Origin of the sequence: Leclercia sp. 29361 (assembly GCF_011290365.1) — a bacterium.
GTDB lineage: Bacteria > Pseudomonadota > Gammaproteobacteria > Enterobacterales > Enterobacteriaceae > Enterobacter > Enterobacter tamurae.
Map to the genome: position 1 here is coordinate 3,837,496 of NZ_CP049786.1, position 11,484 is coordinate 3,848,979.

Below are 11,484 nucleotides of genomic sequence, written 5' to 3' on the forward strand. Positions count from 1 at the left end.
GTAATATATTTGAATACCGCATGAATAGCTTACGCCCGAAGTCCCATCCCCGTTTTGCCAGTGCAATCCCCTCTTTTCTGTGCTTACCGGGTCACGGATCTACCCGGCTCTTGATGACGGTGAAATTTGTCTAATCGATTTTAGCCGCACAAATAATTCATTTACATTATTTGTCACCGTCGTTACTATATCGGCTGTAATTAATGAGGTTATGCCCAAATGGATAGTTCGTTTACGCCCATTGAACAAATGCTTAAATTTCGCGCCAGTCGCTATGCAGATTTCCCGTATCAGGAGATCCTGCTGACCCGTCTCTGCATGCACATGCAGGGAAAGCTGCTGGAAAATCGCAATAAAATGCTGAAAGCTCAAGGGATTAACGAGACGTTATTTATGGCGTTGATTACGCTGGAGTCTCAGGAGAATCACAGCATCCAGCCTTCCGAGCTGAGCTGCGCCCTGGGTTCGTCTCGTACCAATGCAACCCGTATTGCCGATGAGCTGGAAAAACGCGGCTGGATTGAACGCCGTGAAAGCGACAACGACCGCCGTTGTCTGCATCTGCAACTGACCGACAAGGGTCACGAATTCCTGCGTGAGGTGCTTCCACCTCAGCACAACTGCCTGCATCAACTCTGGTCGTCTTTAAGTGGTACCGAGAAAGAGCAGCTCGAGCATATCACCCGTAAGCTTCTCACCCGTCTGGACCAGATGGATGAAGACGGCGCTGTTCTTGAGGCGCTGCGCTAACGCGACGACACGCTCCAAAAATCCAGATTCATAAGAAAACCGACAGGCCAGCACATAATAGTGCTGGCCTTTCTGATAACAGGTCGGCTCAGCCGATGTGAAATAATAAGATCGTGGAGAAAATCATGAGCGCAAATGCGGAGAACACAACCCCGCAGCAACCGGTCAACAAGAAGAAAGGCAAACGCAAGCGCGCCCTTCTGCTGCTGACCTTGCTCTTTATTATCATTGCCGTGGCATATGGGATCTATTGGTTTTTAGTACTGCGTCATAGTGAAGAGACGGATGACGCGTACGTGGCAGGGAACCAGGTTCAGATTATGGCGCAGGTGTCGGGCAGCGTGACGAAAGTCTGGGCTGACAATACCGACTTTGTGCAAAAAGGCGACGTGCTGGTGACGCTGGATCCAACCGACGCGCAGCAGGCGTTTGAAAAAGCGCAGACCGGGCTGGCCTCGAGCGTGCGTCAGACCCGTCAGCAGATGATCAACAGCAAGCAGCTGCAGGCCAACATCACCGTGCAGAAAACGGCTCTCGCCCAGGCGCAGAGTGACTTTAATCGCCGCGTTCCCCTCGGCACCGCCAACCTGATTGGCCGTGAAGAGTTGCAACACGCCCGCGATGCGGTCGCCAGCGCCCAGGCCCAGCTCGATGTCGCCATTCAGCAATACAACGCCAACCAGGCGGTGGTGCTGGACACGACTCTCGATCAACAGCCGGCGGTCAAACAGGCAGCGACTGAAGTGCGCAACGCCTGGCTGGCGCTGGAGCGAACCAAAATCGTCAGCCCGATGACTGGCTACGTTTCCCGTCGCTCGGTGCAGCCTGGCGCCCAGATCAGCACCTCAACCCCGCTGATGGCGGTCGTGCCGGCAACGAACCTGTGGGTGGATGCTAACTTCAAAGAGACGCAGCTGGCGCATATGCGTATTGGCCAGAGCGCCACGGTGGTCAGCGATATCTATGGCGACGAGGTGAAATACACCGGTAAAGTTGTCGGTCTGGATATGGGTACCGGCAGCGCCTTCTCTCTGCTGCCTGCGCAGAACGCCACCGGGAACTGGATCAAAGTGGTTCAGCGTCTGCCGGTGCGTATCGAGCTGGATGAGAAACAGCTGGCGGATCATCCGCTGCGTATTGGTCTCTCCACGCTGGTGACGGTCGATACCGCTAACCGCGACGGTCAGATGCTGGCGAACCAGGCGCGTTCTAACCCGGCTTACGAAAGTAATGCCCGCGAGATCAGCCTTGAGCCCGTGAATAAGCTGATCGATGAGATCGTGAAGGCGAACGCCGGTTAATCCAAAGGTGAGCGTTATGCAGCAGCAAAAACCGCAAAAACCGTTGGAAGGGGCGCAACTGGTCATCATGACCATTGCGCTGTCGCTGGCGACCTTTATGCAGGTGCTGGACTCCACCATCGCCAACGTGGCGATCCCGACCATCGCCGGGAACCTTGGCTCATCCCTGAGCCAGGGGACATGGGTCATCACCTCGTTCGGGGTGGCGAACGCTATCTCCATTCCGATCACCGGCTGGCTGGCAAAGCGCGTCGGGGAAGTGAAACTGTTCCTCTGGTCCACCATCGCCTTTGTGATCGCCTCCTGGGCGTGCGGGATGTCCAGCAGCCTGACCATGCTGATCTTCTTCCGCGTGATCCAGGGGATTGTTGCCGGGCCGCTGATCCCGCTGTCGCAGAGTCTGCTCCTTAACAACTATCCACCGGCCAAACGCTCTATCGCGCTGGCGCTCTGGTCGATGACGGTGATTGTCGCCCCGATCTGCGGCCCGATTCTGGGCGGCTATATCAGCGATAACTACCACTGGGGCTGGATCTTCTTTATCAACGTGCCGATTGGCGCGGTGGTGGTGTTGCTGACCCTGCAGTCGCTGCGCGGTCGCGAAACCCGCACCGAGCAACGACGCATTGATGGCGTGGGGCTGGCGCTGCTGGTGTTGGGCATCGGCAGTCTGCAGATCATGCTCGACCGCGGGAAAGAGCTGGACTGGTTCGCCTCGCAGGAGATCATCGTCCTGACGGTGGTGGCGGTGGTGGCGCTAAGCTTCCTGATTGTCTGGGAGCTGACGGATGACAACCCGATAGTCGATCTGTCGCTATTCAAGTCGCGCAACTTCACCATAGGCTGCTTGTGTATCAGCCTTGCCTACATGCTCTACTTCGGCGCCATTGTTCTGCTGCCGCAGCTATTGCAGGAGGTATATGGCTACACGGCCACCTGGGCGGGGCTGGCGTCGGCGCCGGTCGGGGTGATCCCGGTCCTGCTGTCGCCGATCATTGGTCGCTTCGCCCATAAGCTCGATATGCGTCGGCTGGTCACCTTCAGCTTCATTATGTATGCGGTGTGCTTCTACTGGCGTGCCTATACCTTCGAACCGGGCATGGACTTTGGTGCCTCCGCGTGGCCGCAGTTTATTCAGGGCTTTGCGGTGGCGTGCTTCTTTATGCCACTGACCACCATCACCCTTTCCGGCCTGCCGCCGGAACGGATGGCGGCGGCCTCCAGTCTGTCGAACTTTATGCGTACCCTGGCGGGCTCCATCGGAACCTCGATGACCACCACCATGTGGAGCAACCGCGAGTCGTTACACCATGCGCAGCTGACGGAGTCGGTGAACGTGTTCAATCCGCAGGCGCAGGAGGTGTACAGCCAGCTGCAGGGAATGGGCATGTCCGAGCAGCAGGCATCAGGCTGGATAGCACAGCAGATCACCGCGCAGGGGCTGATCATCTCGGCTAACGAGATCTTCTGGCTGTCGGCGGGCGTGTTCATCGTGCTACTGGGGCTGATCTGGTTAGCCAGACCGCCGTTCGGAGCGGGCGGTGGAGGCGGTGGCGCGCACTAACCGCCTGAAAAGAAAAACGGATCTGCATGCAGATCCGTTTTTTTATGGTCGCGATTACGATTATTTAATACCGATAATTTTAATCGTGATGATCGAGACCGTACCTGGCGGCACAAAGCCGGGGACGCCCGCTTCACCGTAAGCCTGCTTCGCCGGAATATGCAGTTTTGCCTCCCCGCCCAGACCCATCTTTTTCACCACCGTCTGGAACATTGGCGGGAGATCTTTCACCCGGCTGGCACGAACCTCTTTACTGGACATCACCTTACCGGTGCCCAGCACCTCACTAAGCTCGGTCATGATCTCATTCTGGCCAGTAATAAGTGGGGTCTGGCCCTGCTGGATAATCCGGTAGATTGCCCCCTCCGGCAGTCGCTTGGCACCCTTCTCATTCGCCGCCTTAGCCATGATCGCTTTGCTCTGCTTTTCATTTTCGCTTTGCGTGGCGACAAACTGCTTTTTCTGAACCTGGTCCAGCGCGGTCAGCTCTTTCGACAGCACAGCTGGCGCCAGCTGCAGATTATTGTTCACCTTATCGTTAAAGCCCTGCATAAAGGCGTTGAGATCGAGCTTTTTCTTCAGCCCGTCCAGCTTAGCTTTTTCACGCCCTGCCGCATCGCCATACCAACTGCCAATGGCGTAGCTGGTCAGCGTATCTTTTGCCGCAGCCTTATCGATCTTCATCCGCTGCTTATCCGTACCCTCTTTTGCAGGTGCTGCCTGACTCGCCTTCAGCTTCTGGTTTTCGGCCGTCAGCGCTGCCAGAGAGGCGCTTTGCGTTTTCTGCTGCTCCTCAAGCGCTGCTTTTTGCGTTTGAAGCTGGGCCAGCTGTTTTTTCAGCTCCTCAGACGCTTTCCCGACGGTAGCCAGCTGAGTGGCCAGCGCACCGTTTTTGTCTTTCTCGCTGCCAGCGTTATTTTTCTGCACAGCCAACAGGGATTCCTGTAAAGCGATGACTTTTTTGGCGTCCTCGAGTTGGTTCTGCACAATCTCAGACTTCACCTTTTCGCTGCTGACCTGTTTTTCCTGCTCGGCCAGCCGGGTTTCCAGAGTGGCTTTTTGCAGGTTTAACGCCGACAGCTGGGCTTTTAAGGCATCGACTTCCTTCACGGCGCCGGTGCTCTTGTCACTGCTGATTTTGAGGGTGGCGAGCTGTGCCTCCAGCGCTTTCTTCTGCGTCTGCAGGTCGGTCAGCTCTTTGGTCAGCGCGGCGCTTTTCTCATTGGCCGCTTTCAGCGCGGTTAGCTGACTATCCATAGCCTTTTTCTGCGCCTGAAGCTCAGTCAGCTCTTTAACCAGCTTCTCTTTATCGCTGTCGGCACTGCTCTTCTGTACGGCCAGCAGCGACTCCTTCGAGGCGATAACTTTTTTGGCGTCCTCAAGCTGGTTCTGCGCAATCTCAGACTTTGTCTTTTCGCTGCTGAACAATTTTTCCTGTTCGGCCAGCCGGGTTTCCAGAGTGGCTTTTTGCAGATTCAGCGTCGACAGCTGGGCTTTTAAGGCGTCGAGTTCTTTCGCTACGACGGTGCTCTTCTCGCTACTCGTTTTCAGGGTAGCGAGCTGGGCATCCAGCGCCTTTTTCTGCACCTGTAGATCGGTAAGTTCTTTGACCAGCTTCTCTTTGTCGCTTCCGGCGTTGTTCTTCTGCTCGGCCAGCAGCGAATCCTGCGAGGCAATGACTTTTTTGGCGACCTCAAGCTGGCTCTGTGCAACCTCAGCCTTCGTCTTTTCGCTGCTGAACAATTTTTCCTGTTCGGCCAGCCGACTTTCAAGGTTAGCTTTTTGCAGGTTCAGCGCCGACAGCTGGTTTTTTAGGGCGTCGAGTTCTTTCGCTGCGACGCTGCTCTTTTCGCTGCTCGTTTTCAGCGTAGCGAGCTGAGTATCCAGCGCGTTCTTCTGTGCCTGCAGCTCGTTTAACGCTTTAGTCAGGGCCGCGCGCTGTGCGTTGGCGTTATTCAGTTGCTCCGCCAGCTCGGCGTTTTTTTGTTGATCGACGCCAGTGGATTTCGGCAGCGTCGCGATGAGGCTTTCAACGGCAAGTTTTTGCGCACTGCCATCCGGCTGTGATTTAAGCCGGGCGAGTACCTGCTCTTTTTCCGCGACGCGCTCTTTCTCGTGGGCGACGGCTTGCTCCAGCTGCGCCTTTTCACGTTCTACCGTACTTAGCTGTTTGTCTAATCCGGTGATGGTGGCATTGGCCTGGCGAAGCGCCTCGGTGAGGCGGGAAAGTTTAGCCTGGTCCACGACGACGGCCTTGTCGTTTTTACCGGGCACGGCACGGGCTGCAGGACGAACAGGCTTTTTAGCCTGCGGTGCCGCGTCCGGGGGATTAGGAGTGGTATTTGGGGCACTAAAAGGATTGGTTGAATCGTTGCCGATAATCTTTTCGTTACTTAAACGTTCTAACAAATCCGTTCCGGCTGAAAACGCTTTTCCGCCCGATAATAATAATCCGCAGTACAATGCTGCGCTGAAGTATTTATTCATAACTGATTCATTTCATTGGCACGGTTCATCATGTTGGTATAAACCGTATTACGAATCCTGACGCATACCAGCGACAGTTTTTTATTTATTTCGGTGAGCATAACTTCAGAAGCGTTACCATCAACCAGAGCTTTATTCGATTCGTAAATTTTATAGTTTTTATTAATATTATCGAACTGCTTACGATAGGACTCATAGGCCGCCGGGTCGAGCTTTTGCAGTGCAGAGAACTCCTGATAGCACTGCACCTCCTGCTTGCGTTCAGCCGGGGCTTTGGCGATAGGCGGTGTTACTGGCTTAGAGCTGCAGGCGGACAGGAGAAAGGCGGAAAAAAGAATCGCGGTGCCAGCAAAATAAACTTTCATAAATCCCTCTGAATTATTATCTATTCCATGAAATATTCGCGCATCAATAATTACAGTGAATGAGCGTCAATCTATCATCCATAGATATAATATATATAAATAACTACCATGCGTTGTTTGCATAATAAAGAGAAAGAGAGGGATTCACAACGAGAGATGGGCTTTTAGGAATTTATAAAGAAACTAATATTACCCGGCACACTTCTTGCGGAGGGCCGGGTAATTTGCTAGATGTGCAGTTCCTGCAGCTTATCTTTTGGCAGCGCCAGTTCTTCATTGCTGTTAACGCGAACGTCACGCTCAAGAATATGACGTGCAATCTCCTGGGCTTCTTCCAGAGAGTGCATCTGATAAGTACCGCACTGGTAAACGTTCAGCTCCGGGATCTGGTTCTGCTCTTTTACTTTCAGTACGTCTTCCATTGCCGCTTTCCACGCATCTGCGACGCGTTTCTCTTCCGGCACGCCGATCAGGCTCATGTAGAAACCGGTACGGCAGCCCATTGGGGAGATATCGATGATCTCAACGCCGTTACCGTTCAGGTGATCGCGCATGAAACCGGCAAACAGGTGCTCCAGAGTGTGGATGCCTTTTTCGGGCATCACTTCCTGGTTGGGTACGCAGAAACGCAGATCGAAGACAGTGATCGTGTCGCCGTGCGGGGTATGCATGGTCTTCGCAACGCGTACAGCAGGTGCTTCCATACGGGTATGGTCGACGGTAAAGCTATCTAATAACGGCATACGTCACCTCCGATAGTGATTTTTTTTTAAAAAAAATGAACTCTTCTTTTCAACGCGAGTCTGAATATATGAAAGACGCGCATTTGTTATCATCATCCCTGTTCTTCAGAGATGTTATTTTGGCCACAGAGATGTGGCCTTTTTCTTTTCTGTCAGGCCTGTTTCGCCAGAAACGCTGCAAACGACTCAGTGTCCGCCGCTTCAATCTCACTCTGACGCACCACAGACGCATCGCGCTCCGTAGCAAACTCGGCTTCGCTTAACACTTCCAGCGGCTCCTGCTGCAGCATATCGCGATACTCCGCCGCCAGCGCACGACCGGTGCCACCAATCCCCTGATCAATCATAGAACGCAGAATACGCGCCGAGAATGTCAGCTCTGGATTATCAAAGCTTTCGACCAGCTGGTCGCAAACCTGCTGATACGCTTCGCCACCGTACACGCTGTCCAGGGTGTGGGCAACGCGCTTCAGATCGCGGAACAGATCTTTACCCACCTGCTGCAACGGGAACTGCGCCGTCTGACACCCCATACCCAGCGTCAGGCCAGGCTTGCGCCCTTCCAGGATCACCCGGTTCCAGTTGGTGCGGGTGCAAAGCAGTTCGTCAGCGCTCATCTCCTGCGCATCGGCCAGCACGCACCAGACCATAAACAGATCGAGGAAGCGTACCTGCTGCTCATCAACACCAATCGGTGAGAACGGGTTGATATCCAGGGAACGCACTTCGATGTACTCAATGCCGCCGCGCTGCAGGGCATCTGACGGCGTCTCGCCGCTGCGAGTAACACGTTTTGGACGGATCGGCGCATACAGTTCGTTTTCGATCTGTAAAACGTTGGTATTGATTTGCAGGCGTTTGCCGTCTTTCTCAAGCCCGATTTCGTCGTACGCTTCCGATGGCGTTTTGATCGCCCGCTTCAATCCTGCCACATACTCGTGCAATTCGTTAAACGTAATTCCGAGATTGCTTTGCGACTTATTGGTATAACCGAGATCGCTGAGACGCAGAGAGGTGGCGTACGGCAGGTAATACATCCCGCAGTCGGTCTTCTCAAACGGCAGCGTGGTCGGTTTGCCCTGCAGGAAAGAGGAGCAAATCGCTGGTGACGCACCGAACAGATACGGAATGACCCAGCCAAAGCGATAGTAATTACGGATCAGGCGGAAATAGCCCGCCGAGATCGCCTCTTTATCGGTCTCGCCGCACTTCGCCTGCCAGAATGCCATCGGCAGCGAGAAGTTATAGTGCACGCCAGAGATCGTCTGCATCAGCGCGCCGTAGCGGTTTTTCAGCCCTTCGCGATAAAGCGTTTTCAGACGACCAATGTTAGACGTGCCGTACTGCGCCAGTTCGATGTCCTGGCCCTGCTCGATGTAGCAAGGCATGCTGAGTGGCCACATACGCTCGTCACCCAGATTGCGGGCGCTGTAGCGGTGGATATCACGCATGACCTTCAGCATATGGTCAATATCGCCATCGACCGGCGTAATGAACTCAAGCAGCGCTTCAGCGAAATCAGTAGTGATCCACTTATGGGTCAGCGCCGAACCCAACGCCTGTGGATGGCCCGTCGTTGCAAGACTGCCATCCGCGTTTACGCGCAGCGTTTCGCGCTCAAGACCACGCTGAATACCCTTCAGAGCCTGAGGGTGGTTTTCCAGCCAGGCCAGTGCCTGTGATACGTCCGGGATCAATTCGACCTCCCGCCTGTCAAAATCATTTTATTTAGCATAATTGTAATGGTTCATGGTCACAAACAGTCCAATTAGTGCCACCACGTCATGCCCTGCAAAGTCACAACCGCTACCAGAACGTAGCGCAACGCCTTGCCAAGGCATAAAAAAAAGAGCACGGGCCCCCAGGAGATGCGCATCCATCCCGCCAGCAGGCACAGTAAATCACCGATTACCGGCATCCAGCTTAATAAAAGCGTGGCAGCGCCATAGCGTTTTAGCCAGCCGACTGCCTTTTCCTGCCAACGCGACGTTTTGCGTAGCGGAAAGAATCGCCCAAGAATAACGTTAGTCAGCCCTCCAAAGCTATTACCCATTGTTGCTATTAACACCAGCAACCAGGGCTGACTTACGCCGGACAAGAGCATCGCCACCAGCACCACTTCCGAATTTCCCGGCAAGAGCGTAGCGCTTAAAAAACTGCTGGCGAATAGTGAGGTCAGTGACAGCAGGTCACTCACAGTAAGCGAACGTCCACCGCATCCATGCCGGCAGCATGTGCCGCCTGAATACCGAAGTCGGCATCTTCAAACACGACGCACTTCGCAGCGGGCACACCCATCAGCTCTGCACACAGCAGGAAGGTGTCCGGGGCGGGTTTGTGGTTTTTAACATGATCGGCGGCGACCACTGCAGAAAAATAGTGGCGCAGACCAAGGTGGTTGAGCAATGCTTCTGCGACCGCGCTCTCACTGCCCGTCCCGACCGACATCGGACGACGTCCGTGCCACTCTTTTACCACCTCAATTAATGGCAAAGGGCGCACGGTATCTAACAGCATCGCTTTTACCGCATCGGTTTTTTCACGCGCGAGCAGATGGGGGTCGAGATCGGCCTGATTCAGTTCAATCACGGCCTGCGCAATACGCCAGGTGGGGGATCCGTTGAGGGCAATCATGGCCTGTAAGTCGAAACGCATTCCGTAACGGCCGAGGACATCAGTCCAGGCTTTACGATGCGTTGGCTCGGTGTCCAGGATGGTCCCATCCATATCGAAGATCAAACCGTCATACTGTGCGTACATCGTGCTCTCGCAGAAGGATTACAAAACGTTACTTTAACGTAAACAAGGGGTTTTGTCGCTGACAGAGAAGATGATTGCTGACGGAACGTCGAAGGAATAAACAATGAGGGAGAAGATGGTGCATCCGGGAGGATTACTCGGCGTTGCCTCGCCCTCCGGGTCGTTGCTAAAGCAACGTTATCCTCCCTGGTGCTGGCGATTGATTCGCAGACCATGAAACAACAGTCTGGCTGTTATCTCGGAGAAGATGGTGCATCCGGGAGGATTCGAACCTCCGACCGCTCGGTTCGTAGCCGAGTACTCTATCCAGCTGAGCTACGGATGCATCAGGGTACTTCTGAAGAAATAGTAAATGGTGCATCCGGGAGGATTACTCGGCTGCGCCTCGCCCTACGGGGCGTTGCTAAAGCAACGCTATCCTCCCTGGTGCTCGCGATTATCTCGCAGAACATGAAACAACAGTTTAGCTGCTATCTCGGAGAATATGGTGCATCCGGGAGGATTCGAACCTCCGACCGCTCGGTTCGTAGCCGAGTACTCTATCCAGCTGAGCTACGGATGCATCGGGATTTACTACTGTTACTGCTGATACTCTGTATTGCTTCATAAGCAACACAAAGCAAAAGATGGTGCATCCGGGAGGATTCGAACCTCCGACCGCTCGGTTCGTAGCCGAGTACTCTATCCAGCTGAGCTACGGATGCATCAGGATTTACTACTGTACTACTTGATACCCCATATCGTTTCGAAAACGACATGAAGTAAAGGATGGTGCATCCGGGAGGATTCGAACCTCCGACCGCTCGGTTCGTAGCCGAGTACTCTATCCAGCTGAGCTACGGATGCAAAATGGCGGTGAGGCGGGGATTCGAACCCCGGATGCAGCTTTTGACCGCATACTCCCTTAGCAGGGGAGCGCCTTCAGCCTCTCGGCCACCTCACCACACAACGCCTCTTTCGAGTGCTTCGAGTAACTCGTTAAGAGCTTCTCGTCGCTGCGTGGCGCATATATTACTTTCTGGGACTTATAAGTCAAACCTTTTTCCACGCTCTTTTTTCGTTTGCACAAATCACAGTCAATTCGCATGTAAAACCCGCAAAGAGGGTGTTTTATAAACGGATTTTGCAGGCCTGCTGGCAGTTATGTGTAGGTATAAAGAGGATGTCGGACAGAGAAAGGGTATGACAGGAGGTTAAAAAGAGAGCAGTTGAAATCGAACGGTAACTTTTGACAAGGAATATATCGGGAGGGTTGCGTCTCGCCAGACAGCGAGACGCGATAATATCAGTAACTGGACTGCTGGGATTTTTCAGCCTGGATACGCTGGTAGATCTCTTCACGATGAACAGAGACTTCTTTAGGGGCGTTCACACCAATACGTACCTGGTTGCCCTTTACCCCTAAAACTGTCACGGTGACCTCATCCCCAATCATGAGGGTCTCACCAACTCGACGAGTCAGAATCAGCATTCTTTGCTCCTTGAAAGATTAAAAGAGTCGGGTCTCTTGTATC

The 11,484-nt window shown here is 53.8% G+C and carries 10 protein-coding genes and 5 tRNA genes; 3 read left to right on the forward strand and 12 right to left on the reverse strand.

Annotation, left to right across the window (positions count from 1 at the left end; all coding sequences use genetic code 11):
• The first annotated feature begins 219 nt into the window (after positions 1 to 219).
• From mprA to emrB, 3 genes are all read left to right on the forward strand, one after another.
• Positions 220 to 750, forward strand: a complete 531-nt coding sequence (mprA, locus tag G7090_RS18325; RefSeq protein WP_106994521.1) for a transcriptional repressor MprA — start codon at positions 220 to 222, stop codon at positions 748 to 750.
• Between the two features lie 125 nt (positions 751 to 875).
• Positions 876 to 2,051, forward strand: coding sequence for a multidrug efflux MFS transporter periplasmic adaptor subunit EmrA (emrA, locus tag G7090_RS18330; protein ID WP_166183675.1), 1,176 nt, complete (start codon positions 876 to 878; stop codon positions 2,049 to 2,051).
• 16 nt (positions 2,052 to 2,067) lie between these two features.
• A complete protein-coding gene (emrB, locus tag G7090_RS18335) occupies positions 2,068 to 3,615 on the forward strand; it encodes a multidrug efflux MFS transporter permease subunit EmrB (RefSeq protein ID WP_106994519.1) in 1,548 nt (515 codons plus the stop codon).
• Between the two features lie 60 nt (positions 3,616 to 3,675).
• Here emrB and G7090_RS18340 read toward each other — a convergent pair whose 3' ends face one another.
• The 12 genes from G7090_RS18340 to csrA form a co-directional block, all read right to left on the reverse strand.
• Positions 3,676 to 6,024 (reverse strand): FKBP-type peptidyl-prolyl cis-trans isomerase N-terminal domain-containing protein, encoded by a 2,349-nt coding sequence (locus G7090_RS18340; protein WP_166183677.1) that lies wholly within the window; start codon positions 6,022 to 6,024, stop codon positions 3,676 to 3,678.
• 74 nt (positions 6,025 to 6,098) lie between these two features.
• Entirely contained in the window at positions 6,099 to 6,467 is a 369-nt protein-coding gene (locus G7090_RS18345; protein ID WP_106994517.1) for a hypothetical protein, read from the reverse strand.
• A 227-nt stretch (positions 6,468 to 6,694) separates the two neighbouring features.
• Entirely contained in the window at positions 6,695 to 7,210 is a 516-nt protein-coding gene (luxS, locus tag G7090_RS18350) for an S-ribosylhomocysteine lyase (protein WP_106994516.1), read from the reverse strand.
• A gap of 152 nt (positions 7,211 to 7,362) precedes the next feature.
• A complete protein-coding gene (gene gshA, locus G7090_RS18355) occupies positions 7,363 to 8,907 on the reverse strand; it encodes a glutamate--cysteine ligase (RefSeq protein WP_166183679.1) in 1,545 nt (514 codons plus the stop codon).
• A gap of 71 nt (positions 8,908 to 8,978) precedes the next feature.
• Entirely contained in the window at positions 8,979 to 9,407 is a 429-nt protein-coding gene (locus tag G7090_RS18360; protein ID WP_106994514.1) for a YqaA family protein, read from the reverse strand.
• Entirely contained in the window at positions 9,404 to 9,970 is a 567-nt protein-coding gene (gene yqaB, locus G7090_RS18365; protein ID WP_106994513.1) for a fructose-1-phosphate/6-phosphogluconate phosphatase, read from the reverse strand. The genes G7090_RS18360 and yqaB overlap by 4 nt, the downstream gene beginning before the upstream one ends.
• A 248-nt stretch (positions 9,971 to 10,218) precedes the next feature.
• Positions 10,219 to 10,295 (reverse strand) — tRNA-Arg (locus G7090_RS18370).
• Positions 10,296 to 10,455: 160 nt separating this feature from the next.
• Positions 10,456 to 10,532: transfer RNA gene (locus G7090_RS18375), tRNA-Arg, on the reverse strand.
• Positions 10,533 to 10,597: 65 nt separating this feature from the next.
• A tRNA-Arg gene (locus G7090_RS18380) sits at positions 10,598 to 10,674 on the reverse strand.
• A gap of 65 nt (positions 10,675 to 10,739) precedes the next feature.
• Positions 10,740 to 10,816 (reverse strand) — tRNA-Arg (locus G7090_RS18385).
• A gap of 4 nt (positions 10,817 to 10,820) precedes the next feature.
• A tRNA-Ser gene (locus G7090_RS18390) sits at positions 10,821 to 10,913 on the reverse strand.
• A gap of 342 nt (positions 10,914 to 11,255) precedes the next feature.
• Positions 11,256 to 11,441: a carbon storage regulator CsrA gene (csrA, locus tag G7090_RS18395; protein ID WP_000906486.1), complete on the reverse strand. Its 186-nt coding sequence runs from the start codon at positions 11,439 to 11,441 to the stop codon at positions 11,256 to 11,258.
• Positions 11,442 to 11,484: the final 43 nt, after the last annotated feature.